General features: G+C 61.9%; 23 protein-coding genes. All 23 read left to right on the top strand.

The genetic code is table 11. The features are described from left to right. The first annotated feature begins 31 nt into the window (after positions 1–31). The 23 genes from mnmA to nuoM all read left to right on the top strand — a co-directional run bounded on the left by mnmA (position 32) and on the right by nuoM (position 25,771). Positions 32–1,165, top strand: coding sequence for a tRNA 2-thiouridine(34) synthase MnmA (gene mnmA, locus VCJ09_RS12005; RefSeq protein ID WP_324734508.1), 1,134 nt, complete (start codon positions 32–34; stop codon positions 1,163–1,165). After that, positions 1,162–1,782: a high frequency lysogenization protein HflD gene (gene hflD, locus VCJ09_RS12000; protein WP_324734507.1), complete on the top strand. Its 621-nt coding sequence runs from the start codon at positions 1,162–1,164 to the stop codon at positions 1,780–1,782. Before mnmA ends, hflD begins: the two co-directional genes overlap by 4 nt. 14 nt (positions 1,783–1,796) lie before the next feature. Further along, positions 1,797–2,642: a DMT family transporter gene (locus VCJ09_RS11995; protein ID WP_324734506.1), complete on the top strand. Its 846-nt coding sequence runs from the start codon at positions 1,797–1,799 to the stop codon at positions 2,640–2,642. Positions 2,643–2,729: 87 nt separating this feature from the next. Continuing rightward, positions 2,730–4,100 (top strand): adenylosuccinate lyase, encoded by a 1,371-nt coding sequence (purB, locus tag VCJ09_RS11990; protein ID WP_324734505.1) that lies wholly within the window; start codon positions 2,730–2,732, stop codon positions 4,098–4,100. A 77-nt stretch (positions 4,101–4,177) separates the two neighbouring features. After that, positions 4,178–5,344, top strand: coding sequence for a ribosomal protein uL16 3-hydroxylase (locus tag VCJ09_RS11985; RefSeq protein ID WP_324734504.1), 1,167 nt, complete (start codon positions 4,178–4,180; stop codon positions 5,342–5,344). After that, positions 5,337–5,762, top strand: coding sequence for a GNAT family N-acetyltransferase (locus VCJ09_RS11980; RefSeq protein WP_079202020.1), 426 nt, complete (start codon positions 5,337–5,339; stop codon positions 5,760–5,762). Before VCJ09_RS11985 ends, VCJ09_RS11980 begins: the two co-directional genes overlap by 8 nt. A 13-nt stretch (positions 5,763–5,775) precedes the next feature. Further along, entirely contained in the window at positions 5,776–6,414 is a 639-nt protein-coding gene (locus tag VCJ09_RS11975; protein WP_324734503.1) for a DUF7931 domain-containing protein, read from the top strand. After that, positions 6,411–7,220: a secretin N-terminal domain-containing protein gene (locus VCJ09_RS11970; protein ID WP_324734502.1), complete on the top strand. Its 810-nt coding sequence runs from the start codon at positions 6,411–6,413 to the stop codon at positions 7,218–7,220. Before VCJ09_RS11975 ends, VCJ09_RS11970 begins: the two co-directional genes overlap by 4 nt. Before the next feature lie 507 nt (positions 7,221–7,727). Beyond that, positions 7,728–9,323, top strand: coding sequence for an isocitrate lyase (locus VCJ09_RS11965; protein WP_324734501.1), 1,596 nt, complete (start codon positions 7,728–7,730; stop codon positions 9,321–9,323). A gap of 401 nt (positions 9,324–9,724) precedes the next feature. After that, positions 9,725–11,728, top strand: a complete 2,004-nt coding sequence (locus VCJ09_RS11960) for a PhoX family protein (RefSeq protein ID WP_324734500.1) — start codon at positions 9,725–9,727, stop codon at positions 11,726–11,728. 178 nt (positions 11,729–11,906) lie between these two features. Next, positions 11,907–12,245: a DUF190 domain-containing protein gene (locus VCJ09_RS11955; protein WP_324734499.1), complete on the top strand. Its 339-nt coding sequence runs from the start codon at positions 11,907–11,909 to the stop codon at positions 12,243–12,245. Positions 12,246–12,438: 193 nt separating this feature from the next. Further along, positions 12,439–12,855 carry an NADH-quinone oxidoreductase subunit A gene (locus VCJ09_RS11950; RefSeq protein WP_324734498.1) on the top strand — a complete coding sequence of 139 codons (417 nt, stop codon included), beginning with the start codon at positions 12,439–12,441 and terminating at the stop codon, positions 12,853–12,855. 9 nt (positions 12,856–12,864) lie between these two features. Beyond that, positions 12,865–13,539, top strand: coding sequence for an NADH-quinone oxidoreductase subunit B (locus tag VCJ09_RS11945; protein ID WP_324734497.1), 675 nt, complete (start codon positions 12,865–12,867; stop codon positions 13,537–13,539). A gap of 36 nt (positions 13,540–13,575) precedes the next feature. Continuing rightward, positions 13,576–15,357, top strand: a complete 1,782-nt coding sequence (gene nuoC, locus VCJ09_RS11940) for an NADH-quinone oxidoreductase subunit C/D (protein WP_324734496.1) — start codon at positions 13,576–13,578, stop codon at positions 15,355–15,357. 1 nt (position 15,358) lies between these two features. Next, complete coding sequence (nuoE, locus tag VCJ09_RS11935; RefSeq protein WP_324734495.1) at positions 15,359–15,856, top strand: NADH-quinone oxidoreductase subunit NuoE; 498 nt, start codon at positions 15,359–15,361, stop codon at positions 15,854–15,856. Further along, entirely contained in the window at positions 15,853–17,196 is a 1,344-nt protein-coding gene (gene nuoF / locus VCJ09_RS11930; protein WP_324734494.1) for an NADH-quinone oxidoreductase subunit NuoF, read from the top strand. Before nuoE ends, nuoF begins: the two co-directional genes overlap by 4 nt. Before the next feature lie 81 nt (positions 17,197–17,277). After that, a complete protein-coding gene (gene nuoG, locus VCJ09_RS11925) occupies positions 17,278–20,007 on the top strand; it encodes an NADH-quinone oxidoreductase subunit NuoG (protein ID WP_324734493.1) in 2,730 nt (909 codons plus the stop codon). Then, the gene (nuoH, locus tag VCJ09_RS11920) at positions 20,004–20,984 is read left to right on the top strand and encodes an NADH-quinone oxidoreductase subunit NuoH (protein ID WP_324734492.1); all 981 of its coding nucleotides are present in this window, start codon (positions 20,004–20,006) and stop codon (positions 20,982–20,984) included. Before nuoG ends, nuoH begins: the two co-directional genes overlap by 4 nt. Before the next feature lie 11 nt (positions 20,985–20,995). After that, the gene (gene nuoI, locus VCJ09_RS11915) at positions 20,996–21,544 is read left to right on the top strand and encodes an NADH-quinone oxidoreductase subunit NuoI (protein WP_324734491.1); all 549 of its coding nucleotides are present in this window, start codon (positions 20,996–20,998) and stop codon (positions 21,542–21,544) included. Between the two features lie 16 nt (positions 21,545–21,560). Further along, entirely contained in the window at positions 21,561–22,061 is a 501-nt protein-coding gene (gene nuoJ / locus VCJ09_RS11910) for an NADH-quinone oxidoreductase subunit J (protein ID WP_079202007.1), read from the top strand. Next, entirely contained in the window at positions 22,061–22,369 is a 309-nt protein-coding gene (nuoK, locus tag VCJ09_RS11905; protein ID WP_079204920.1) for an NADH-quinone oxidoreductase subunit NuoK, read from the top strand. Before nuoJ ends, nuoK begins: the two co-directional genes overlap by 1 nt. Beyond that, positions 22,366–24,213, top strand: a complete 1,848-nt coding sequence (nuoL, locus tag VCJ09_RS11900; protein WP_324734490.1) for an NADH-quinone oxidoreductase subunit L — start codon at positions 22,366–22,368, stop codon at positions 24,211–24,213. The genes nuoK and nuoL overlap by 4 nt, the downstream gene beginning before the upstream one ends. 25 nt (positions 24,214–24,238) lie before the next feature. After that, complete coding sequence (gene nuoM, locus VCJ09_RS11895) at positions 24,239–25,771, top strand: NADH-quinone oxidoreductase subunit M (RefSeq protein ID WP_324734489.1); 1,533 nt, start codon at positions 24,239–24,241, stop codon at positions 25,769–25,771. Positions 25,772–25,773: the final 2 nt, after the last annotated feature.

The raw sequence follows: 25,773 nt of genomic DNA, 5'->3' as shown, positions 1-25,773 counted from the left end.
TTAGAATTCCGTCTTTTGTGCAGACACCCCCATGCGTGATCCAGCCCTCCCCAGTCCAGAACAGCAACGCGTCATAGTCGGCATGTCCGGCGGCGTGGACTCCTCCGTTTCCGCCCTGCTGCTGCTCGAACAGGGTTATCAGGTCGAAGGCCTGTTCATGAAGAACTGGGACGAAGACGACGGCACCGAATACTGCACCGCCATGGATGATCTGGCCGATGCCCAGGCCGTGTGCGACAAAATCGGCATCAAGCTGCACACCGCCAACTTCGCGGCAGAGTATTGGGACAACGTATTCGAGCATTTTCTTGCCGAATACAAGGCCGGGCGCACGCCCAACCCGGACATCCTGTGCAACCGCGAGATCAAGTTCAAAGCCTTCCTCGACTACGCCCTGGCGCTCGGCGCCGACCTGATCGCCACCGGCCACTACGTGCGCCGCCGCGATAGCGCCGGCCGTACCGAACTGCTCAAGGGACTCGATCCGAACAAGGATCAGAGCTACTTCCTGCATGCCGTCGGCAGCGAGCAGATCGCCAAGACTCTATTCCCTGTCGGTGAACTGGAAAAACCGGCAGTGCGCGCCATCGCCGAGAAGCACCAGTTGGCCACGGCGAAGAAAAAAGACTCCACCGGCATCTGCTTTATCGGCGAGCGCCGCTTCAGCGACTTTCTCAAGCAGTATCTGCCGGCCCAGCCCGGTGATATTGAAACCACCGAAGGCGAAGTCATCGGCCGTCACCATGGCCTGATGTACCACACCATTGGCCAGCGCCAAGGCCTGGGCATCGGTGGATTGAAAGACGCCAGCGACGAGCCTTGGTACGTGCTGCAGAAAGACCTGGAGCGCAATGTGCTGGTAGTCGGTCAGGGCAACGATCACCCCTGGCTGTTTTCCAGTGCCCTGCTCGCTTCGCACATGTACTGGGTCAATCCGCTCGAACTCAACGAGCCACGCCGGCTAACGGCCAAGGTCCGCTACCGCCAAGGCGATCAAGCCTGCACCCTGGAAAAAACCGCCAACGGCTATCGCGCCAGTTTTGCCATGCCGCAACGCGCGGTCACCCCCGGCCAGTCAGTGGTGTTCTACGATGGCGAAGTCTGCCTCGGCGGCGGCGTGATCGAAACAGCAGAACCCTGGAGCAGCAAGGATAAGCATCCATGAGTCCAACGCAGGAACAACTGGTCGCACTGGGTGCGGTTTTCGAGGCCGCAGTGCTGGTCGACAAGCTGGCCAAGACCGGCCAGGTGGGTGAGCCGGGAGTGGCATGCCTGCTGGGTAGTCTGCTGGAGCGCGACCCCCAAAGCACCCTGGCCGTCTATGGTGGTGACGACCTCAACCTGCGCGACGGTTATCGCGCCCTGATCAGTTCTCTGGAGCGCGACCCGGCCAGCCTGCAGCGCGAACCATTGCGTTACGCACTGGCACTGCTCGGGCTGGAAAGGCAACTGGCCAAGCGCGACGACATGCTCCAGGTAATGGGCAGCCGCCTGGACCAGATTCAGAACCAGGTCGGTCATTTCGGCCTGGTCCATGAAAACGTCATCGCCGCCTGCGGCAGTCTGTACGAGGACACCATCAGCACCTTCCGCCAGCGCATCCAGGTCCAGGGCGACATGCGCCACCTGCAACAACCGAGCAACGCCTCGAAGATTCGCGCCCTGTTGCTCGCCGGTATCCGCTCGGCACGGCTGTGGCGTCAGCTCGGCGGCCATCGCTGGCAACTGGTATTCAGCCGCAGCAAGCTGCTCAAGGAACTCTACCCACTGTTGCGCGGCTAACCGTGACCACCCGCATGGTCAAACCCATGCAGGGCGCCGCACTGTTGGCGCTATCGGCGCTGCTGTTCTCGCTAATGGGCGTCGGCATTCGTGAGGTCTCCGGTAGCGTCAACAATGAATCGGTGGTGTTCTTTCGCAACCTGGTCGGCGTGCTGTTCTTTTTGCCGTTGATCCTGCTCAAAGGTGTGGGCCCACTCAAAACCACGCGCATCAAGTCGCATCTATGGCGTACCAGCTATGGCCTGGCGGCGATGTACTGCTTCTTTTACGCAATTGCCCACCTGCCCCTGGCTGACGCCATGCTGTTCACTTACTCGGCCCCACTGTTCACCCCTCTGATCGCCTGGTGGTGGCTGAAGGAGCCCCTGAGCAAACGGATTCTGCTGACGACCTGTATCGGCTTGCTCGGCGTATTGCTGGTGGCCAAGCCCTCGACTGCCTTGCTCGGTGGCAATACCTTGATCGGCATGTCAGCCAGCGTTCTGGCGGCGTTTGCCTTTGTCTCCATTCGCGAGATGAGCGATACCGAACCGGCTTACCGCATCGTATTTTATTTCGCCTTATTCAGCGCGCTGGCCTCGGCAATCCCGCTGAGCTGGGCCTGGCAGCCCTTGAGTACTCATGAGTTAAGGCTGTTGCTGGGAATCGGCCTACTTGCCACCACCAGCCAGATCATCATGTCCAAGGCCTACGGCATGGCGCCACCTGGGCTGATTGGGCCATTTGCCTACCTGGCCATCGTTTTTGCCGGCTTGATTGCCTGGCTGCGCTGGGGCGAAACCCCGGATCTGACCTCACTGATCGGTGCCGCCCTGATTTTTGCCTCCAGCCTTCTGTCGATTGCCCGCCGCAGCCGCTGAACGGCTATCGAGCAAACGCGGCCAGAGCGGTGATTTAATGTATGATATGCGCCCTTTTCGTCGCCCGATTGTCCGAGAACGCCTCCCATGCAGCTTTCCTCGCTCACCGCGGTTTCCCCCGTTGATGGCCGCTATGCCGGCAGAACCAGCGCCCTGCGCCCGATTTTCAGCGAATACGGCCTGATCCGTTTTCGCGTCATGGTTGAGGTGCGTTGGTTGCAACGCCTGGCCGCCCACGAAGGCATCGGCGAAGTCCCAGCCTTCTCAGTCGAAGCCCAGGCCGTCCTCAACGAGTTGGCGGAGAACTTCGCCATCGAGCACGCCGAGCGCGTAAAAGAGATCGAGCGCACCACCAACCACGACGTCAAGGCCGTGGAGTACCTGCTCAAGGAACAGGCCGCCAAGCTGCCGGAACTGGATAACGTCAGCGAGTTCATCCACTTCGCCTGCACCAGCGAGGACATCAACAACCTGTCCCATGCCCTGATGCTGCGTGAAGGTCGCGATGACGTACTGTTGCCGCTGATGCGCCAGACTGCCGAAGCCATCCGTGAACTGGCGGTAAAGTTCGCCGACGTGCCAATGCTCTCGCGCACCCACGGCCAGCCTGCCTCGCCGACCACCCTCGGCAAAGAACTGGCCAACGTGGTCTATCGCCTCGAGCGGCAGATCGCTCAGGTGGCGGCCGTGCCGCTGCTGGGCAAGATCAATGGCGCAGTAGGTAACTACAACGCTCACCTGTCGGCCTACCCGCAGGTCGACTGGGAAGCCAACGCCCGCGCCTTTATCGAAGGCGACCTGGGCCTGCAGTTCAACCCCTACACCACCCAGATCGAGCCGCACGATTACATCGCCGAGCTGTTCGACGCCATCGCCCGCTTCAACACCATCCTGATCGATTTCGATCGCGATATCTGGGGTTATATCTCCCTGGGCTATTTCAAGCAGCGCACCATCGCTGGTGAAATCGGCTCATCGACCATGCCGCACAAGGTCAACCCGATCGACTTCGAAAACTCCGAAGGCAACCTGGGTATCGCCAACGCACTGTTCCAGCACCTGGCCAGCAAGTTGCCGATCTCGCGCTGGCAGCGTGACCTGACCGACTCCACCGTACTGCGCAACCTTGGCGTCGGCTTCGCCCATAGCGTTATCGCTTATGAAGCAAGTCTCAAGGGAATCAGTAAGTTGGAGCTCAATGCTCAACGTATTGCTAATGATCTGGATGCCTGTTGGGAAGTACTGGCCGAGCCCATCCAGACGGTCATGCGCCGCTACGCCATCGAAAACCCCTACGAGAAACTCAAAGAGCTGACTCGCGGCAAGGGTATCAGCGCCGAAGCCCTGCAGACGTTCATCGATGGCCTCGATATGCCGGCCGCGGCCAAAGCCGAACTGAAGTTGCTGACCCCAGCCAACTACATCGGCAATGCAGTCGCTCAGGCCAAGCGCATTTAACCGACCAAGACCCTTGCACGCCCGGCAGTGCCGGGCGTTTTTATTTTTGGGCTTTTATTTATTTCAAGGGCTTAGCGATGAATCCTGATACTCCACTGCAGCTGTTGGGTGGCCTTACGGCCCGTGAATTCCTGCGCGACTACTGGCAGAAGAAACCCCTGCTGGTGCGCCAGGCCATGCCCGGCTTCGAGAGCCCGATCTCGCCGGACGAACTGGCTGGCCTGGCCCTGGAAGAGGAAATCGAGTCGCGCCTGGTCATCGAGCACGGCGAGCGCCCATGGGAATTGCGCCGCGGCCCTTTCGCCGAAGACGCCTTCGCCCAACTGCCGGAGCGCGACTGGACCTTGCTCGTGCAAGCCGTCGATCAGTTCGTGCCAGAAGTGGCCGAATTACTCGAAGAGTTCAAGTTTCTGCCCAAGTGGCGCATCGACGACGTGATGATCAGCTTTGCCGCACCTGGCGGCGGCGTTGGGCCGCACTTCGACAATTACGATGTGTTCCTGCTACAGGGCTACGGCAAGCGCCGCTGGCAGGTCGGCCAGATGTGCAACTCCGATAGCCCATTACTGCAACACGCGGACCTGAAGATCCTTGCCGAATTCGCAAAAACTGAAGAATGGGTACTTGAGCCCGGCGACATGCTCTATCTGCCGCCGCTCCTGGCCCACTGTGGTACCGCTGAGGATGATTGTATGACCTATTCCGTAGGCTTCCGTGCGCCTAGCGCCGCTGAAGTACTGACCCATTTCACCGACTTTCTCGGCCAGTTCCTGCCCGACGAGGAGCGCTACAGCGACGCCGATGCGCAGCCGACCAGCGATCCGCATCAGATCCAGCGTGACGCCCTGGATCGTTTGAAAGCCCTGCTCAATGAGCACATGAGCGATGAGCGCCTGCTGATGACCTGGTTCGGCCAGTTCATGACCGAGCCGCGCTACCCCGAACTGATCGCCACTATCGAGATCGACGAGAACGTTTTCCTCGGCAGCCTGGAAGACGGCGCCGTGTTGATCCGCAACCCCAGCGCACGCCTGGCCTGGTCCGAAGTGGGCGAAGACCTGGTGCTGTTTGCCAGTGGCCAGAGCCGCCTGCTGTCTGCCAGTCAGCGCGAACTGCTGAAGCTGATCTGCTCGGCCGACGCGTTACATATAAACAACCTTGGCCCATGGCTGGCCGATGATGAGGGGCGTAATCTACTTCTGGAGCTGGCCAAGCAGGGTAGCCTGGAGTTTGCTGATGAATAGCATTCACGTCCGCCTGGCCGATTGGCAAAAGGACAACGCCGAGCTGCGGCGCATTCGCTCGACGGTATTCATTGCCGAGCAAGAGGTGCCGCCGGAACTCGAATGGGATGCCGAAGATGCCGAGGCATTGCACTTTCTCGCCTACGAAGGCAATTACCCGATCGGTACCGCACGCCTGCTGCCGGACGGGCATATTGGTCGGGTTTCGGTACTCAAGGACTGGCGTGGCCTGAAAGTCGGCGATGCACTGCTGCGCGCGGTGATCGCCGAAGCGGAAAAGCGTGGTCTGCAGCAACAAATGCTCAGCGCCCAGGTGCAGGCCACCCCTTTCTATGAAAGGCTTGGCTTTACCATTGTCAGCGGCGAATACCTTGACGCCGGCATTTCCCATATCGATATGGTGCGCAACAGCCAATAGCCGCGAGGTCAGGATGAACGAAAACGCCCCGTCAGACGCAACCGAGAGCAACGAGCCAGCAGAGCTTCCCGCCATCGAGTTTCAGTCGCCGGGGCGTTTTACCGTGCTCAACCCCGCATCTGCCCTGGCAGAAAACCCGCTGGCAGAACCGGCGCCGTTCATCCTCGGCGAACACCTGACGCTGGAGCGCTTCAATCATCCCGAGCTGGCCCGTGCCCACGCACTGGCCATGTTCCAGCAAGCCCAGCGCAGCCTGTGCATCTACAGCACCGATCTGGAACCCTGGCTGTACCATCACAGCAGCATTCAGGAGGCCTGCACGCGCTTCCTAGTTGCCAGCCCGAAGAATCACCTGCGCATCCTGGTCAAAGACATCACCCGGGCGGTTAAACAGGGCCACCGCCTACTTGGCTTATCGCGCCGACTGTCAAGCAACCTGCATATTCGCAAGCTGCATCCGGACTACCCCAGTGAGGAGGTGGCCTTTTTACTGGCCGACGACCGCGGCTTGCTGCTGCGCCCACAACCCGAGCTATCTGCCGGCTATGCGCTCTATCAGGATCCCGCCCGCGTGCGCTTGCGTCAGGCTCAATTCGATCAGGCTTGGCAAACCAGCATCACTGACCCGGATATAAGGAACTTCCTGCTATGAGCGCGCGTAACCTGCTCGCGGCCCTGCTGTTCAGCATTGTCCTGCCCCTCCATGCAGCCACCGAGGTCATCCCGCTGAGCTACCGCACCGCCGAAGACGTATTGCCGGTAGTCCAGTCGGTACTTGGCAGGGATGGCCGCGTCAATGCCTATGGCAACCAGTTGATTGTCAACGCCACGCCGGCCAAGATCGAAGAAATCCGCCAGTTGCTCGAGCAACTTGATACCCGCCCACGTCGCTTGCTGATCAGTGTCGACAGCTCTGAGTCCAGCTACCAGAACGACCGCGGCTATCGTGCCGACGGCACGCTCAGTGCCGGCAATGCCCAGGCACAGATTGGTCGGGGCGAAACCAACGGTCGTGACCAGGTGCGCATCATCAGCCGCTCTACCGATAGCCGTGGCGGTGGCACTCAGCAGGTGCAAGCCAACGAAGGCTACCCGGCGCTGATCCAGGTTGGCCAAAGTGTACCCCTCAGGTCAACCAGCACCGATCCTTATGGCCAGGTGTACAACAACACCGAATACCGCGACGTTACCCGCGGTTTCTATGTGACCGCCAGCCTGACGGGGGAGATCGTGCATATCAATATCAGCAGCAACCGTGACCGGCTGAGCGAGTCGCAGCCCGGAGTGATCGACATCCAGAGCACCGATACCCGGGTCAGTGGCCGGCTTGGGGAATGGATCAGCATCGGCGGTGTTAACCAGCAGAGCCAGACCGAGCAAGGCGGCGTGCTGCGCCACCGTTCGACCCAGGGGCGTGAGGACATGACGCTGCGGGTCAAGGTCGAGATTGTCGACTAAAACCAGCCCATAACTGACTCTCCGGTCGCCGTAATACTTATGTAGTAGTCGTGAAAAAGCACTACAAAACGTTTGACGAACACTTTTAGCAGAGGCATCATGGCCTCGCTCCCGCTAATCAGGGGCCCTGGAAAGGGTCTCCGGATCGTGTTCCAGCTTACCGCCAGAACCGATTCGTGTTGTAAAGCCCACAAGGCAGTTCGACGAGATTGCGACTGGAACGAAGTTGTCCTGAGGGACGGGGAAGCGCTTCAACGTAGCAGCCAGCAGACAGTTACAGCCACTGAGTCGTCCAACGGCATCTTTGATCCGGTAAACGCCAAATGACTTGCTCATTTGCAGCAGCTGAAGCCACTCGCACTGTTCGTTTCGTCCCCCCTCCTCCCAGTTACAACTGCGCCCTGGTCACTATCTCTCGTACTGTTGTGAGCCCCCGCACCATGACCTTCGCAGGTTTTGAGTGGGAAAGCCGGTGCTCAACCAAACACATACTTTGAAGGATTGACCATGTCAGCTTATCAAAACGACATCAAGGCAGTCGCCGCTCTGAAAGAGATCAACGGCAGCAGCTGGAGCGCGATCAACCCGGAATCCGTGGCTCGCATGCGCACTCAGAACCGCTTCAAGACCGGTCTGGAAATCGCGCAGTACACCGCCGATATCATGCGCAAAGACATGGCCGAGTACGATGCCGACTCCTCCGTCTACACCCAGTCCCTGGGCTGCTGGCATGGCTTCATCGGTCAGCAGAAGCTGATTTCGATCAAAAAGCACTTGAAGACCACCAACAAGCGCTACCTCTACCTGTCCGGCTGGATGGTTGCTGCTCTGCGTTCCGAGTTCGGCCCACTGCCGGACCAGTCCATGCACGAGAAAACCTCGGTCTCCGACCTGATTGAAGAGCTGTACACCTTCCTGCGCCAGGCTGACGCCCGCGAACTGGACCTGCTGTTCACTGCCATGGACGCCGCTCGCGAAGCTGGTGATAAAGCCAAAGTCGCTGACCTGCAGAACCAGATCGACAACTACGAAACCCACGTAGTACCGATCATCGCCGACATCGACGCTGGCTTCGGTAACCCGGAAGCCACCTACCTGTTGGCCAAGCGCATGATCGAAGCAGGCGCTTGCTGCATTCAGATCGAAAACCAGGTTTCTGATGAGAAGCAATGCGGCCACCAGGACGGTAAAGTTACCGTTCCTCACGCCGACTTCCTGGCCAAGATCAATGCTGTGCGTTACGCCTTCCTTGAGATGGGTATCGACAACGGTGTGATCGTTGCGCGGACTGACTCCCTGGGTGCGGGCCTGACCAAGCAGATCGCTGTAACCAACGAGCCGGGCGACCTGGGCGACCAGTACAACGCTTTCCTCGATTGCGAAGAAGTCTCCGCCTCCGACCTGAAAAACGGCGACGTGGTACTCAACCGCGAAGGCAAATTGCTGCGTCCCAAGCGTCTGCCAAGCAACCTGTTCCAGTTCCGCAAGGGCACGGGTGAAGAGCGCTGCGTACTCGATAGCATCACCTCGCTGCAGAACGGTGCCGACCTGCTGTGGATCGAAACCGAGAAGCCGCACGTTGGTCAGATCGCGGCCATGGTTAACGAGATCCGCAAAGTGATCCCGAACGCCAAGCTGGTCTACAACAACAGCCCGTCCTTCAACTGGACACTGAACTTCCGTCAGCAAATGTTCGACATCATGGCTGGCGAAGGCAAAGACGTATCTGCCTACGACCGCGCCAAACTGATGAGCATTGACTACGACGAAACCGACCTGGCTGTTCGTGCAGACGAAATGATCCGCACCTTCCAACGCGACAGTTCGGCTCAGGCGGGTATCTTCCACCACCTGATCACCCTGCCGACGTACCACACCGCCGCGCTGTCGACCGACAACCTGGCCAAAGGTTACTTCGCCGAGCAAGGCATGCTGGCCTACGTCAAAGGCGTTCAGCGCGAAGAGCTCCGTCAAGGCATCGCCTGCGTCAAGCACCAGAACATGGCCGGTTCCGACATCGGCGACAACCACAAAGAGTACTTCGCTGGCGAAGCCGCTCTGAAAGCTAGCGGTAAAGACAACACCATGAACCAGTTCGGCTAATAACCATTGGTTCACTCGGTCAGGACCACGCATCTTGACTGAGCCCGTTACGAGAAAGCCCCGGCAGCGATGCCGGGGCTTTCTCGTTATGCCCCGATAATTTGTTTCATCGGCTGATGTTCTTCATCGACGCCAGCTGGTTGACGATCTGAACTTATGGACCGCCGCAACGGCGCAACGGCGCGTATCGGCGGCAAGCTCGCGGTGCGCTACTGAACGTCGCCATTTCGCGGCTCACAGCAGCTCGCTGGAGTGCTTGCAGCAGGGCACTTCGTTCGGCGCGCCGGGCTGTATACGCACCAGCGGTCTTGTGCCTCGCCACCCCAGCACTGTCATGTTCCCGTCGTCTTCTCTGGTTAACGTCAAGGCTCCGCCAATCACCCTCTCCAGAGGAGTTCTCGATGAATCATGAAGATGACAACGTGCTGCTGTTCGGCAGTGGCGATGAATTGCCCAGCAACCATTCCAATAATCCGCATATCGATACCCTGATCAATGGCCTGAGCCGCCGCCAGGTCCTGGCAGGAGGCACCGGACTGGGTGTCTTGGCCTTTCTCGGCAGCGCTCTGCCCGCACTGGCGCAAGCCGCGCAACCCGCCGGCAAGGACCTGGCCGGCCTACCCTTCAAACGCCGAACTCGACTGCCGTTCGATGCGCTGGCCGTGACCCGTACCGACACGGTCAGCGTCCCTGCCGGTTACCGTGCCACGCCGTTCATTCCCTGGGGTACGCCGATCACTGGTAGCTACCCGGCATTTCTCGAGAATGCCGGCAACAGCGCCCAGGATCAGGCCGAGCAAGTCGGCATGAATCACGACGGCATGCATTTCTTCCCCATCGATGCCCAGAGTGGTAAAAGCCGCATCAGCGACCACGGTTTGCTCGTGCTCAATCATGAATATATCGATGCCGGATTGCTCCATCCCAACGGCCCGACGGTGGTCGCGGGCAAGCGTGTCAGCGCCGAGGAAGTGCGTAAGGAAATTAATGCTCATGGGGTCTCGGTGGTGGAAATCCGCCGCAACCTGCAAGGTGGTTGGGAGGTTATGCCGAGCGCTCGCAACCGTCGCGTCACCGCCGCCACGCCTATGCAGATCCGCGGCCCTGCCCGTGGTCATGCCCTGCTGCGGACCCGCTACAGCCCGGATGGCAATGCCGCTCGTGGTACGCAGAATAACTGCGCCAATGGCTTCACCCCCTGGGGCACCTACCTGACCTGCGAAGAGAACTGGGCCGGTTACTTTGCCAGCGCCGATGCTGCCTTGCCGCGCGAGTTGAGTCGTTATGGCGTGCGCAACAGCAGCCGTTACGGCTGGGATCACCTGGTCGGTGACGAATTCGAGCGCTTCGATGCCACACCCAAGGCGGCCGCGGCCAATGCGGATTATCGTAACGAACCCAACCACTTCGGCTGGATCGTTGAAATCGATCCGTTCGCCCCCGAATCTGAGCCAGTAAAACGCACCGCACTGGGCCGCTTCGCCCACGAAGGCCTGGTGTTCGCCCCGGTAAAGCCGGGGCGGCCGGTAGTCTGTTACTCCGCTGATGACTCGCAGAATGAGTACATCTACAAGTACGTCAGCCGCGACAAATACCGCCCTGGCCGCAGCAATGACCGCTTGCTGGACGAAGGTACCCTGTATGTGGCCCGTTTCGATGCCAGCGGCAAGGGCCAATGGCTGGCCCTGGATATTCACGACGATAGCTTTCAACGAGCCTGCACAGCCGCTGGCGTAAGCTTCGCCGATCAGGGCGACGTGCTGATCAATACCCGTTTGGCCGCCGATACCGTCGGCGCCACCAAGATGGATCGACCGGAATGGGGCGCGGTCAACCCGGAGAATGGCGAGGTCTACTTTAGCCTCACCAACAACAGCTCACGCACCACGGCCGATGCCGCCAACCCCCGCTCAGCCAATCCCTTCGGCCATATCATCCGCTGGCGTGAGTTGAGCAAGGACTATGCAGGGCGGTCTTTCGCCTGGAGCCTTTTCCTGCTGGCCGGCCCAGAAACCGACAGCCTGGGCCCGAATGGACAGCCATTGAACGCCGACAACCGTCTGGCCAGCCCGGACGGCCTGTGGTTCGACGAAGAAGGCCGGTTGTGGATCCAGACCGACATGAGCGGCAGCCAATTGCACACGGGGCCCTTCGGTAACAATCAAATGCTGGTCGCAGACCCGAAAACCGGAGAGATGAAACGCTTCCTGGTTGGCCCGCTGGGTGCGGAAGTCACTGGTATCACCGCCACGCCGGACTTCCGCACGCTGTTCGTCAATATCCAGCATCCCGGTGAAGGCTCCACCGCCGACAACCTGCTCAGCACCTGGCCAGATGGTCCTGGCACACGCCCACGCTCGGCCACCGTCATCATCTCCCGCGAAGACGGCCGGCGTTTGTTGTAACCGATCAGATGTCCCGCCCGGCGCTATGCTGAAAGCGTCAGCACTCGCTCATCGAGTGCTGCGCGGACGCCGGGTTTTCGCGCGCATACCTGGAAACCCGATTGCCTGCGGGAGGCCGCTAGCCAGCACCCTATTCGTCCTCCGCCGTGCATTTGGTGCACTTCACCGGAGACTAATCATGCGCGGCTATCAGGTGACTTTATTTACTCAGCAGAACCGCCGTTACAAGGGCAAGATGCTCGCGGACTGGCTGGTTGCCCTGGCCAAGGAGATGCATTTGCGTGGCGCCACCCTGGTATCCGGGATCGAGGGCTTCGGACACACGGGGCGGATTCACTCCTCGCACTTCTTCGAACTTGCCGATCAGCCCATGGAGGTCTCCCTGGTACTCAGCGAAGAAGAATGCTCTCGGCTGTTCGAGCGTTTGCGGGAGGAAGATCTCGCCTTGTTCTACGTGAAAATGCCGGTTGAATTCGGCACCCTTGGCAAGCAGGCCGAGGCCGATCCAGCCCGCTGAAACCGCCCTCCCCAGGCAAAAATAGCGCCCTGACCCGGACGTCAGTTGAAAAGCTGAGCAAGATCATTGCTTAAGTTTTTTTCTGCAGAACGCCACTGAGTTGCTGAAGCCCGCCTAGTATTGAGTAAACCGCTGTGACGCAGTCACGGGGAGTGATGCGTCAGCAACACCCATCCTTGTCGAGGAGTACGACATGTCTGATGTGGTATCGAGCCTGGCCCATAACTGGGGGTTTGCGATTTTTCTGTTGGGCGTAGCTGGGTTGTGCGCCTTCATGCTCGGGGTCTCCAGCCTGCTCGGCAGTAAAGCCTGGGGGCATAGCAAGAACGAGCCCTTCGAGTCTGGCATCGTTTCTACCGGCGGCGCGCGCCTGCGTTTTTCCGCCAAGTTCTATCTGGTTGCGATGCTGTTCGTGATCTTCGATGTCGAAGCCCTGTTTCTCTTTGCCTGGGCCATTTCGCTACGCGAAAGCGGCTGGCCCGGGTTTATCGAGGCCTTGGTGTTCATCGTGATTCTGCTGATTGGGCTGTTTTACCTGGCGCGCATCGGTGCGCTCGACTGGGCGCCACAAGCGCGGCGTGATCGCCTCGCCAACCAGCACAAACCTTGAGGTGCGGGCATGCAGTACACACTCACGCGAATCGATCCCAACGCCGCCAATGCGCAGTACCCGATTGGCGAACGGGAGACCGTCGCCGACCCACTCGCCGGTCAGGTGCACCGCAACATCTACATGGGCAAGTTGCACGAGGTGCTCAACGACGCGGTCAACTGGGGCCGCAAGAACTCGCTGTGGCCCTACAACTTCGGCCTGTCCTGCTGCTACGTGGAGATGACTACGGCCTTCACCGCACCGCATGACATCGCCCGCTTTGGTGCCGAAGTGATCCGCGCCTCGCCGCGGCAGGCGGACTTCATGGTCATCGCTGGCACCTGCTTCATCAAGATGGCGCCGATCATCCAGCGCCTCTACGAGCAGATGCTCGAGCCAAAATGGGTGATTTCCATGGGCTCCTGCGCCAACTCCGGCGGCATGTACGACATCTACTCGGTGGTCCAGGGGGTCGACAAGTTTCTCCCGGTGGACGTCTACGTGCCCGGCTGCCCGCCACGGCCCGAGGCGTTTTTGCAAGGTCTGATGCTGTTGCAGGAGTCCATCGGCCAGGAGCGCCGGCCGCTATCGTGGGTAGTCGGCGACCAGGGCATCTACCGCGCCGATATGCCCTCGCAACGCGAGCAACGACGCGCCGAACGCATTCAGGTGACCAACCTGCGCAGCCCCGACGACGTCTGAATCGAGTGTCCACGCTGACGGATAACGAGCGAGAGAATGACTGCATCAAGCACCCTACAGGCACTGCCCCAACCGACAGCCGCGAACGATGTGGTCGCCGAGTTGCAGGCGCGCTTCAGCGCCGACAGCCTGACCGTGCAAGACACCCGTACCGGCATGCCGGTGCTCTGGGTCAACCGCGACATGCTCCTGCAGGTGCTGGACTACCTGCGCCACGTGCCTAAGCCTTACGTCATGCTCTACGACCTCAGCGCCATGGACGAGCGCCTGCGCACCCAGCGCCGCGGCCTGCCGGCAGCAGACTTCAGCGTGTTCTATCACCTGCTGTCGATTGAGCGCAACGGCGACCTGATGCTCAAGGTCGCCCTGCAGGAAGACGACCTCAAGCTGCCCAGCGCCACGCGCATCTGGGCCAACGCCAACTGGTACGAGCGGGAAGTCTGGGACCTGTTCGGCATCCACTTCGACGGCCACCCGCACCTGACCCGGATCATGATGCCGCCGACCTGGGAGGGGCATCCGCTGCGCAAGGACTATCCGGCGCGCGCCACCGAGTTCGACCCCTACAGCCTGTCCGCCGCCAAGCAGGACCTGGAGCAGGAAGCCCTGCGCTTCAAGCCGGAAGACTGGGGCATGCAGCGCCACAGCGAGGTTGAGGACTTCATGTTCCTCAACCTCGGCCCCAACCACCCCTCCGCCCACGGCGCCTTTCGCATCATCCTGCAACTGGACGGCGAGGAAATCGTCGACTGCGTGCCGGAAATCGGCTACCACCACCGCGGTGCCGAGAAGATGGCCGAGCGCCAGAGCTGGCACAGTTTCATCCCCTACACCGACCGCATCGACTACCTGGGCGGGGTGATGAACAACCTGCCCTACGTGCTGGCGGTGGAGAAACTCGCCGGAATCACCGTGCCGGACCGGGTCGACTTCATCCGCGTGATGCTCGCCGAATTCTTCCGCATCAACAGCCACCTGTTGTTTCTCGGCACTTATATCCAGGACGTTGGCGCCATGACCCCGGTGTTCTTCACCTTCACCGACCGCCAGCGCGCCTACCAGGTGATTGAAGCGATCACCGGCTTTCGCATGCACCCGGCCTGGTACCGCATCGGCGGCGTCGCCCATGACCTGCCGCGCGGCTGGGAAAAACTGGTGCAGGACTTCGTCACCTGGCTGCCCAAGCGTCTCGACGAGTACGAAAAAGCTGCCTTACAGAACAGCATTTTGCGCGGCCGCACCATCGGCGTGGCCGCCTACAACACCGCGCAAGCGCTGGAATGGGGCGTCACCGGCTCGGGCCTGCGCGCCACCGGGCTGGACTTCGACCTGCGCAAGGCGCGGCCCTATTCCGGTTATCAGCACTTCGAGTTCGAGATCCCCCTGGCGGTTAATGGCGATGCCTACGACCGCTGCATCATCCGCGTCGAGGAAATGCGCCAGAGCCTGCGGATCATCGAGCAGTGCCTGCGCAACATGCCGGCCGGCCCGTACAAGGCCGATCACCCACTGACCACGCCGCCGCCGAAGGAGCGCACCCTGCAGCACATCGAAACCCTGATCACCCATTTCCTGCAGGTGTCCTGGGGCCCGGTGATGCCGGCCAATGAGGCGTTTCAAATGATCGAGGCGACCAAGGGCATCAACAGCTACTACCTGACCAGCGACGGCGGCACCATGAGTTACCGCACCCGCATCCGCACGCCGAGCTTCCCGCACCTGCAGCAGATCCCCGCGGTGATCAGGGGCAGCATGGTCGCCGACCTGATCGCCTACCTGGGCAGTATCGACTTCGTCATGGCCGACGTGGACCGCTGATATGACTGACTCGTTGATCCAAACCGACCGTTTCATCCTCAGCGCCAGCGAACGCATGGCCATCGAGCACGAACTCGCGCATTACGAAGACCCGCGCGCGGCGTCCATCGAGGCGCTGAAAATCGTCCAGCAGCAGCGCGGTTGGGTGCCGGACGGCGCGATCCAGTCCATTGGTGAGATTCTAGGCATCCCGGCCAGCGACGTGGAAGGCGTAGCCACCTTCTACAGCCAGATTTTTCGCCAGCCGGTAGGCCGCCACATCATTCGCCTGTGCGACAGCATGGTCTGCTATCTCCAGGGCCATGAGGCGATCCAGGCCGCGTTGCAGCAACGGCTCGGCATCGGCCTGGGTGAAACCAGCACCGACAACCGCTTCACCCTGCTGCCGGTGTGCTGCCAGGGCAATTGTGACAAGGCGCCGAGCCTGATGATCGACGACGACACCTACAGTCACCTGGATGCCGGCAATGTGGCCCAGCTACTGGAACGCTACCCATGAGCTGCGTCTCCTTTAGTACCGCCAACCACAGCCCGCGCAGCGCTGAAAACCAGCCGCTGACCTGGCGCCTGCGTGACGACGGCGAACCGGTCTGGCTCGACGAATACCTGCGCCAGAACGGTTATGCCGCCGCGCGCAAGGCGCTCGCTCAGTTCAGTCCGGAGCAGATCACCCAACAGGTCAAGGACAGCGGCCTCAAGGGCCGTGGCGGCGCCGGCTTCCCCACTGGGGTGAAGTGGGGGCTGATGCCCCAGGACGAAACACAGAACAAACGCTATCTGCTGTGCAACGCCGACGAGATGGAGCCCAACACCTACAAGGATCGCCTGCTGATGGAGCAGCTGCCGCACCTGCTGATCGAAGGCATGCTGATCAGCGCCCGCGCGCTCAAGGCCTATCGCGGCTATATCTTCCTGCGTGGCGAATACGTTGATTGCGCACGGCACCTCAAGCGCGCCATCGCCGAGGCCGAGGCGGCCGGCTTGCTCGGGCGCAACATCCTCGGCAGCGGCTTCGACTTCGAGCTGCTGGTGCACAGCGGCGCCGGTCGCTATATCTGCGGCGAAGAAACCGCGCTGATCAACTCTCTCGAAGGGCGCCGCGCCAACCCGCGGGCCAAGCCGCCCTTCCCGGCCGCCGTCGGGGTTTGGGGCAAGCCAACCTGCGTCAACAACGTCGAAACCTTGTGCAACGTGCCGGCAATCATCGGCAACGGCGTCGACTGGTACAAGGCCCTGGCTCGCCCCGGCAGTGAGGATATGGGCAGCAAACTGCTGGGTTTCTCCGGCAAGGTGAAGCACCCCGGACTGTGGGAGTTGCCCTTCGGCATCCCGGCACGCGAGCTGCTCGAGGACTACGCCGGTGGCATGCGCGACGGCTATCGGCTGAAAGCCTGGCAGCCGGGCGGTGCCGGCACCGGTTTCCTGCTGCCAGAGCATCTGGATGCGCCGATGTGCAGCACCGGCATCGCCAAAGTCGGCACGCGCATGGGCACCGGTCTGGCCATGGCGCTGGACGACAGCGTCAACATGGTCGGCCTGCTGCGCAATATGGAGGTGTTCTTCGCCCGCGAGTCCTGCGGTTTCTGCACCCCCTGCCGCGATGGCCTGCCCTGGAGCGTCAAGCTGCTCAGCGCGCTGGAACGCGGCCAGGGCCAACCCGGCGATCTCGAAATCCTCGAACAACTGTGCAACTTCCTCGGCCCGGGCAAGACCTTCTGCGCCCATGCGCCGGGCGCCGTCGAGCCGCTGGCCAGTGCACTCAAGTATTTTCGTGAAGAATTCGAGGCGGGGATTGCCACAACGCCCCTGACCCCGACCAACCAGGCGCTCGGTGTGTAACAGCATGTGCGGCGCAGGCCGCAGGCGCAGCAACGATGACCTTAGCCCGCCCACTCCCATGGGCATAAGAAGACTGAAGAAATGGCCACTATTCACGTAGACGGCAAAGCATTCGAAGTCGATGGTGCGGCTAACCTGCTCCAGGCCTGCCTGTCGCTGGGGCTGGATATTCCCTATTTCTGCTGGCATCCGGCGCTCGGCAGCGTGGGCGCCTGCCGGCAGTGCGCGGTCAAGCAGTTCAGCGACGAGAACGATACGCGTGGGCGCCTGGTGATGTCCTGCATGACCCCGGCCAGCGACAACAGCTGGATTTCCATCGACGACGAGGAAGCCCGCCAGTTCCGCGCCAGCGTGGTCGAGTGGCTGATGACCAACCACCCGCATGACTGCCCGGTGTGCGAGGAAGGCGGCCACTGCCACCTGCAGGACATGACGGTGATGAGCGGGCACAACCGCCGGCGCTACCGCTTCAGCAAACGCACTCACCAGAACCAGGACCTGGGCCCCTTCATCGGTCACGAAATGAACCGCTGCATCGCCTGCTACCGCTGCGTGCGCTATTACCAGGACTACGCCGGCGGCAGCGACCTGGGCGTGTATGGCGCCCATGAAAATCTGTATTTCGGCCGCGTAGCGGACGGGGTGCTGGAAAGCGAGTTCTCCGGCAACCTCACCGAGGTCTGTCCGACCGGGGTGTTCACCGACAAGACCCACTCAGCCCGCTACAACCGCAAGTGGGACATGCAGTTCGCGCCGAGCATCTGCCATGGCTGCTCGCTCGGCTGCAACATCAGTCCCGGCGAGCGCTACGGCGAGATCCGCCGCATCGAAAACCGCTTCAATGGCGCGGTGAATCAGTACTTTCTCTGCGACCGTGGGCGTTTCGGCTATGGCCATGTCAACCGCGCAGACCGCCCGCGCCAGCCGATGATGATGCTGAGCAAGATGAAGATGGGCCTCGACTCGGCCCTCGATCAGGCTGCGGCGTTGCTCAAGCCGCGCAAGGTGATCGGCATTGGCTCGCCCCGCGCCAGTCTGGAGAGCAACTTCGCCCTGCGTGAGCTGGTCGGCAGCGCAAACTACTATTGCGGCATTGGCGCCGCAGAGCTGGAAAACCTGCGCCTGATCCGCGATCTGCTGCTGAACGGGCCGCTGCCGGCACCGACCCTGCGCGACGTGGAAAGCCACGATGCCGTGTTCATCCTCGGCGAAGATCTGACCCAGACCGCCGCCCGGCTCGCGTTGGCCCTGCGCCAGGCGGTGAAAGGCAAGGCCACTGCCATGGCCGCCGCGCTGCACATTCCGTCATGGCACAATGCCGCTGTGCAGAACGTTGGCCAACGGGCATTGCACCCGTTGTTTATCGCCAGCGTCACGGCCACTCGCCTGGATGACATCGCCGCCGAGTGCGTGCATGCCGCCCCAACCGACCTGGCGCGCCTGGGCTGCGCCGTGGCCCACGCCATCGACCCAAAGGCGCCAGCGGTACTGGGCTTGCCGGGCGAAGCCATCGACCTGGCGCAGCGCATCGCCGCGGCCCTGCTCGAGGCCGAGCGACCCTTGCTGGTCTGCGGTGCCTCCCTGGGCTGCACAGCGCTGATCGAAGCGGCCGCGAATATCGCCAGCGCCCTGCACAACCGTGGGAAAAACGCCTCCATCAGCCTGGTCGTGGCGGAAGCCAACAGCATGGGCCTGGCGCTGTTGCTGGGTGAACAGCTCGAAGAAAAATCGCTGGACGCCGCCTTGCTGACCCTGACCAGCGGTCAGGCCGATGCCGTGGTGGTGCTGGAAAACGACCTCTACCGCCGCGTCGACAGCGCCAGAGTCGACGCCGCGCTGCAGGCCGCCAAGCTGGTGATAGTCGCCGACCATCAACACACGGCCACCACCGCCAAAGCTCACCTGCTGCTGCCCGCGGCCAGCTTTGCCGAAGCCGACGGCACCCTGGTCAGCCAGGAAGGCCGCGCCCAGCGTTTTTTCCAGGTATTTGATCCCGCCTACTACGACGCCAAGGTGCTGGTGCGCGAGAGCTGGCGCTGGCTGCATGCGCTGCACAGCACCCTGCTCGGCAAGCCCGTCGACTGGACCCGACTGGATGAAGTCACCGCCGCCTGCGCGGCCAGCAACAGGCTGCTGGCCCGAATCGGCGAAGCCGCGCCGAATGCCTCGTTCCGCATCAAAGGCCTCAAGCTGGCGCGCGAACCCTTGCGCTACAGCGGCCGCACCGCCATGCGCGCCAATATCAGCGTGCATGAGCCACGCCAGCCGCAGGATCAGGACTCGGCCCTGGCCTTCTCCATGGAAGGCTATTCCGGCAGTCAGGAACACCGGCAGCAGATTCCCTTTGCCTGGTCACCCGGCTGGAACTCGCCGCAGGCGTGGAACAAGTTCCAGGACGAAGTCGGCGGCCATCTGCGCGCCGGCGATCCGGGCGTGCGCCTGATCGAGGCAAAGGGTGACGCGCTGCCCTGGTTCGGCGTGCCTGCCGCGTTCGAGCCAGCACCTGGGACCTGGCAGGCCGTGCCCTTGCATCACCTGTTCGGCAGTGAAGAAACCTCCGCCCGCGCCGCGCCGCTGCAGACGCGCATCCCGCAGCCCTATGTGGCAGTGGGCGAGGTCGACGCCGAGCGCCTCGGACTGGGCGATGGCGCACTAGTAGCGCTCACCATAGACGCTCAGGTGCTGCGTCTGCCGTTGCGCGTGTGTGACGAGTTGGCTACTGGCCTGATCGGCCTGCCTGTCGGTTTGCCTGGGATTCCGGCAGTGATCGCTGGCGCCGTGGTAACTGCGCTGCAGGAGGCGACGCCATGAACTGGTTGACACCCGAGTTGCTCGCGATCGTGCTCGCGGTACTCAAGGCCGTGGTGATTCTGCTCAGCGTGGTGATTTGCGGTGCCCTGCTCAGCTGGGTCGAGCGACGTCTGCTGGGTCTCTGGCAGGATCGTTACGGACCCAATCGGGTTGGCCCGTTCGGCATGTTCCAGATCGCCGCGGACATGCTCAAGATGTTCTTCAAGGAAGACTGGACACCGCCGTTCGCCGACCGGTTCATCTTCACCCTGGCGCCGGTTATGGCCATGAGCGCGCTGCTGATCGCCTTCGTGGTGGTGCCGATCACCCCGACCTGGGGCGTGGCCGACCTCAATATTGGTTTGCTGTTCTTCTTTGCCATGGCCGGTTTGTCGGTGTATGCGGTGCTGTTCGCCGGCTGGGCCAGCAACAACAAATTCGCCCTGCTCGGCAGCCTGCGCGCCTCGGCGCAGACGGTGTCCTACGAAGTGTTCATGGGCCTGGCGCTGATGGGCGTGGTAGCCCAGGCCGGTTCATTCAACCTGCGCGACATCGTCGAATACCAGCACCAGCACCTGTGGTTCATCATTCCGCAATTTCTCGGCTTCTGTACCTTCTTCATTGCCGGAGTGGCGGTCACTCACCGCCACCCGTTCGACCAGCCGGAAGCCGAACAGGAACTGGCCGACGGCTATCACATCGAATACGCTGGGATGAAATGGGGCATGTTCTTCGTCGGCGAATACATCGGTATCGTGCTGATCTCGGCGCTGCTGGTGACCCTGTTCTTCGGCGGCTGGCATGGTCCGTTGCTGCCGCCTTTCGCCTGGTTCGTCCTGAAGACCGGGTGCTTCATCATGCTGTTCATCCTCCTGCGCGCCGCCATCCCGCGGCCGCGCTATGACCAGGTGATGAGCTTCAGCTGGGTCTTCTGCCTGCCTCTGACCCTGCTCAACCTACTGGTGACCGGCGCTTTGGTGCTGGCCGCCGCCGACTAGGGAGAACCAGTATGTTCGGCTATATCTGGCACATCCTGCAGGGCACCTTCACCCAGTTGCGCAGCCTGGCAATGATCTTTGCCCATGCCTGGCGCAAGCGCGACACCCTGCAATATCCCGAGGAACCGGTGTACCTGCCGCCGCGCTACCGCGGTCGCATCGTGCTGACCCGCGACCCGGACGGCGAGGAGCGTTGCGTGGCCTGCAACCTCTGCGCGGTGGCCTGTCCGGTGGCCTGCATCTCCCTGCAGAAGGCTGAAAGCGCCGATGGCCGCTGGTATCCAGAATTCTTCCGCATCAATTTTTCGCGCTGCATTTTCTGCGGTCTGTGCGAAGAGGCCTGCCCGACCAACGCCATCCAGCTGACCCCGGACTTCGAAATGGCCGAGTTCAAGCGCCAGGAACTGGTGTACGAGAAGGACGATCTGTTGATCGCCGGCCCCGGCAAGTACCCGGATTACAACTTCTACCGTATCGCCGGCCTGGCCATCGCCGGCAAACCCAAAGGCGCCGCGCAAAACGAGGCCGAGCCGGTCAACGTCAAGGGGTTGTTGCCATGATGCCGAGGAGCCGCTGATGGAGTTCGCCTTCTATTTCGCTGCCGGTATCGCGGTACTCGCGACCCTGCGAGTGATCAGCAACCGCAATCCGATGCACGCCTTGCTCTACCTGATCATCTCGCTGCTAGCGGTGGCGATGTGTTTTTTCGCCCTCGGCGCGCCTTTCGCTGGCGCCCTGGAGGTCATCGTCTACGCAGGGGCGATCATGGTGCTGTTCGTCTTCGTGGTGATGATGCTCAACCTCGGCCCAGCGGCCATCGAACAGGAGCGCCACTGGCTGACCCCGGGCATCTGGCTGGGGCCGGCGCTGCTGGCGTTATTGCTGCTCGGCGAGTTGCTCTACACGCTGTTCGGCACACCTAGTGGCGCCGTACTGGGCAGCCAGACAGTGGCGGCCAAGGCCGTCGGTATCAGCTTGTTCGGCCCGTACCTGCTGGTGGTCGAACTGGCGTCCCTACTGCTCCTGGCGGCACTGGTCGTCGCCTTCCACCTGGGTCGATCCGAGGCGCAACCATGATCAGCTCCATTCCGCTGGAACACGGCCTGGCGCTGGCAGGTGTGCTGTTCTGCCTGGGCCTGGTCGGCCTGATGGTTCGGCGCAACATCCTCTTCGTACTGATGAGCCTGGAAATCATGATGAACGCCGCCGGCCTGGCCTTTATCGTCGCCGGCAGTCGCTGGGCACAGGCCGATGGCCAAGTGATGTTCATCCTGGTGATCACCCTGGCGGCTGCCGAGGCGGCCGTCGGCCTGGCCATGTTGCTGCAGCTGTACCGCCGTTTTCACACCCTGGACATCGACGCTGCCAGTGAGATGCACGGATGAACCTTCTCTACCTGACGCTGCTGTTTCCCCTGTTGGGTTTTTGCCTGCTGGCCTTCTCCCGTGGGCGCTTCCCGGAACATCTCACGGCGCTGATCGGCGTTGGTTCGGTGGGTCTGGCCGCATTGTTCAGCCTGTTCGCCGGCTGGCAATTTCTCAGTGGCATGCCGGTCGAGGGAATTTATGTTCAGGTGTTATGGCAGTGGCTGGCGGTAGATGGCTTTACCCCGAGCGTCGCCCTGCATCTGGATGGCTTGTCGCTGACCATGCTCGGCGTGGTCACCGGCGTGGGCTTTCTGATCCACCTGTTTGCCTCCTGGTACATGCGCGGCGAGGAAGGTTATTCGCGGTTCTTCGCCTATATGAACCTATTTATCGCCAGCATGTTGTTGCTGGTGCTCGGCGACAACCTGCTGCTGCTGTACTTCGGCTGGGAAGGCGTGGGCCTGTGCAGCTACCTGCTGATCGGCTTCTACTACCGTAACCCGGCCAACGGCGGGGCGGCGCTCAAGGCCTTTATCGTCACCCGCATCGGCGATGTGTTCATGGCCCTGGGCCTGTTCGTGTTGTTCCATGCCTTCGGCACCCTGAATATCCAGGAAATACTGCTGCTGGCTCCGCAGAAATTCGCCAGTGGCGATCCGCTGTTAACCACCGCGACCCTGCTGCTGCTCGGCGGCGCGGTGGGCAAGTCGGCGCAACTGCCCTTGCAGACCTGGCTGGCCGACGCGATGGCCGGGCCGACCCCGGTCTCCGCGCTGATCCACGCGGCGACCATGGTCACCGCCGGGGTCTACCTGATCGCCCGCTGCCATGCTTTGTTCAGCCTCACGCCCCTGACCCTGGGGCTGGTCGGCATGGTCGGCGGCGTAACCTTGCTGCTGGCCGGTTGCGCCGCCCTGGTGCAGACCGACATCAAGCGCATTCTCGCCTACTCGACCATGAGCCAGATCGGCTACATGTTCCTCGCGCTCGGCGTTGGCGCCTGGCAGGCGGCGATTTTCCACCTGATGACCCATGCCTTCTTCAAGGCCCTGCTATTCCTCACTGCTGGCGCGGTAATCGTCGCCTGCCACCACGAGCAGAACATCTTCAAGATGGGTGGACTGCGCAAGCCCCTGCCGTTGGCCTACCTGTGCTTCCTGGTCGGCGGCTCGGCACTGGCCGCCCTACCCCTGGTCACAGCTGGCTTCTACTCCAAGGATGAAATCCTCTGGGAAGCCCTGGCCAGCGGTAACCAGCAGCTGCTGTTGGCCGGCCTGCTCGGCGCCGTGCTGACCTCGCTGTATACCTTCCGCCTGATCTTCATCGTCTTCCACGGCCCGCAACAGACCGAGGCCCATGCGGGCAAGGGCATCGCCTACTGGCTGCCGCTGACGCTGTTGATGCTGTTGTCGACCTTCGTCGGCGCGCTGATCGAGCCGCCACTGGCCGGAGTGCTACCAGACAGCGCCGGGCATGCCGGAGGCGCAGGTAAGCACGGCCTGGAACTGTTCTCCGGCCTGATCGCCATGCTTGGCATCGCTGCTGCCGCAGCCCTGTTTCTCGGCCAGCGCGGACTGGCCAAGCGGCTGGCCGCCAGTGCGCCAGGGCGTTTCTTCAGTGCCTGGTGGTTCGCCGCCTGGGGCTTCGACTGGCTCTACGACCGGCTGTTCGTCAAGCCCTACCTGTGGCTCTGCCGGGTGCTGCGGCGTGATCCGTTCGACCGCAGCATCGGCCTGTTGCCGCGCCTGGCCCGGGTCCTGCACCTGTTACTCAGCCGCAGCCAGACCGGCCAGTTACGCTGGTATTCCGCAACCCTGGTTGCCGGCGGCGTACTGCTGCTCGCCCTGTTGAAGGTGCTCTGATCATGCAACCAAGGAGCGTGACCACGTGATTCTGCCCTGGCTGGTCCTGATTCCCTTTATCGGCGGCCTGCTCTGCTGGCTGGCCGAGCGCCATAGCAGCACCCTGCCGCGTTGGCTGGCGCTGCTGACCATGGCCCTGGTGCTGCTGATCGGCCTTTGGTTGTGGCAGCAGGGCGACTTCCAATTGGCACCGGGCGGTGGCCGCGAGCCGACCTGGGAGCTGGAATTCAAACACTCATGGATTGAGCGCTTCGGCATCAGCCTGCACCTGGCGCTGGACGGCCTGTCGCTGCTGATGATCCTGCTCACCGGGCTGCTCGGGGTGCTTTCGGTGCTCTGTTCCTGGCAGGAAATCCAGCAGCGCGTCGGCTTTTTTCACCTCAACCTGATGTGGATCCTCGGCGGCGTGATCGGCGTGTTCCTGGCCCTGGATTTGTTCCTGTTCTTCTTCTTCTGGGAAATGATGCTGGTCCCCATGTACTTCCTCATCGCCCTGTGGGGCCACAGTGCGGCGGACGGCAAGACCTCGCGGATCAATGCGGCGACCAAATTCTTCATCTACACCCAGGCCAGCGGCCTGATCATGCTGGTGGCGATTCTCGGCCTGGTATTCGCCAACTTCCACAGCAGTGGCGTGCTGACCTTCGACTACGCCCGGCTGTTGCAAGCCAAGCTGGACCCGGCAGTCGAATACACCCTGATGCTCGGGTTTTTTATCGCCTTCGCGGTCAAGTTGCCAGTGGTACCGCTGCACTCCTGGCTGCCGGATGCCCACGCCCAGGCACCCACCGCCGGCTCCGTCGATCTGGCCGGGATCCTGTTGAAAACCGCGGCCTACGGCCTGCTGCGCTTCGGCATACCGCTGTTCCCCAATGCCTCGGCCGAGTTCGCTCCGATCGCCATGGGCCTCGGAGTACTGGGCATCGTCTATGGCGCCCTGCTGGCCTTTGCCCAGACCGACATCAAACGGCTGATTGCCTACACCAGCGTGTCGCACATGGGCTTCGTGTTGATCGGCATCTACTCCGGCACTCAGCTGGCGCTGCAAGGCGTGGTGATCCAGATGCTCGCCCATGGTCTCTCCGCCGCGGCGCTGTTCATCCTCTGCGGCCAGCTCTATGAACGCCTGCACACCCGCGACCTGCGCCTGATGGGCGGCCTGTGGGGCCGGCTGAATTATCTGCCGGGGGTGATGCTGTTCTTCGCCGCCGCCTCGCTGGGCTTGCCCGGCACCGGCAACTTCGTCGGCGAATTCCTGATTCTGCTCGGCGCCTTCAAGGTCGCCCCGCTGGTCACCGTGATTGCCACCGGCGGTCTGGTGCTGGCCTCGGTGTACTCGTTGATCATGATCCAGCGTGCGTTCTATGGCCCGGCCAAGGCCGAGGGAGCGCTGCGAGGGTTGGGTGGCCGCGAGTTGACGATGATGCTCGGCCTGATTGGCTTGTTGCTGCTACTCGGGGTCTATCCGCAGCCGGTGCTGGACACCTCGGCGGCGAGCATGCACGGCGTCCAGCAATGGCTGGCCACGGCCTTCTCTCAACTGCTTTCGGCCCGGTAGCG

This window comes from Pseudomonas paeninsulae (assembly GCF_035621475.1).
Classification (GTDB): Bacteria; Pseudomonadota; Gammaproteobacteria; order Pseudomonadales; family Pseudomonadaceae; genus Aquipseudomonas; species Aquipseudomonas paeninsulae.
Note: the sequence above shows the minus strand (reverse complement) of the source record. Positions and strands in the feature narration are given on the sequence as shown.

Bases quoted from the DNA above. Each gene is read 5' to 3' on its own strand.
- nuoL (WP_324734490.1), top strand. From the start codon at position 22,366: ATGAACCTTCTCTACCTGACGCTGCTGTTTCCCCTGTTGGGTTTTTGC.
- VCJ09_RS11975 (WP_324734503.1), top strand. From the start codon at position 5,776: ATGAACGAAAACGCCCCGTCAGACGCAACCGAGAGCAACGAGCCAGCA.
- VCJ09_RS11970 (WP_324734502.1), top strand. From the start codon at position 6,411: ATGAGCGCGCGTAACCTGCTCGCGGCCCTGCTGTTCAGCATTGTCCTG.
- nuoG (WP_324734493.1), top strand. From the start codon at position 17,278: ATGGCCACTATTCACGTAGACGGCAAAGCATTCGAAGTCGATGGTGCG.
- VCJ09_RS11995 (WP_324734506.1), top strand. From the start codon at position 1,797: ATGGTCAAACCCATGCAGGGCGCCGCACTGTTGGCGCTATCGGCGCTG.
- nuoH (WP_324734492.1), top strand. From the start codon at position 20,004: ATGAACTGGTTGACACCCGAGTTGCTCGCGATCGTGCTCGCGGTACTC.
- VCJ09_RS11950 (WP_324734498.1), top strand. From the start codon at position 12,439: ATGTCTGATGTGGTATCGAGCCTGGCCCATAACTGGGGGTTTGCGATT.
- VCJ09_RS11980 (WP_079202020.1), top strand. From the start codon at position 5,337: ATGAATAGCATTCACGTCCGCCTGGCCGATTGGCAAAAGGACAACGCC.
- purB (WP_324734505.1), top strand. From the start codon at position 2,730: ATGCAGCTTTCCTCGCTCACCGCGGTTTCCCCCGTTGATGGCCGCTAT.
- VCJ09_RS11955 (WP_324734499.1), top strand. From the start codon at position 11,907: ATGCGCGGCTATCAGGTGACTTTATTTACTCAGCAGAACCGCCGTTAC.
- nuoI (WP_324734491.1), top strand. From the start codon at position 20,996: ATGTTCGGCTATATCTGGCACATCCTGCAGGGCACCTTCACCCAGTTG.
- VCJ09_RS11960 (WP_324734500.1), top strand. From the start codon at position 9,725: ATGAATCATGAAGATGACAACGTGCTGCTGTTCGGCAGTGGCGATGAA.
- mnmA (WP_324734508.1), top strand. From the start codon at position 32: ATGCGTGATCCAGCCCTCCCCAGTCCAGAACAGCAACGCGTCATAGTC.
- VCJ09_RS11965 (WP_324734501.1), top strand. From the start codon at position 7,728: ATGTCAGCTTATCAAAACGACATCAAGGCAGTCGCCGCTCTGAAAGAG.
- nuoE (WP_324734495.1), top strand. From the start codon at position 15,359: ATGACTGACTCGTTGATCCAAACCGACCGTTTCATCCTCAGCGCCAGC.
- VCJ09_RS11985 (WP_324734504.1), top strand. From the start codon at position 4,178: ATGAATCCTGATACTCCACTGCAGCTGTTGGGTGGCCTTACGGCCCGT.
- nuoC (WP_324734496.1), top strand. From the start codon at position 13,576: ATGACTGCATCAAGCACCCTACAGGCACTGCCCCAACCGACAGCCGCG.
- nuoF (WP_324734494.1), top strand. From the start codon at position 15,853: ATGAGCTGCGTCTCCTTTAGTACCGCCAACCACAGCCCGCGCAGCGCT.
- nuoJ (WP_079202007.1), top strand. From the start codon at position 21,561: ATGGAGTTCGCCTTCTATTTCGCTGCCGGTATCGCGGTACTCGCGACC.
- VCJ09_RS11945 (WP_324734497.1), top strand. From the start codon at position 12,865: ATGCAGTACACACTCACGCGAATCGATCCCAACGCCGCCAATGCGCAG.
- hflD (WP_324734507.1), top strand. From the start codon at position 1,162: ATGAGTCCAACGCAGGAACAACTGGTCGCACTGGGTGCGGTTTTCGAG.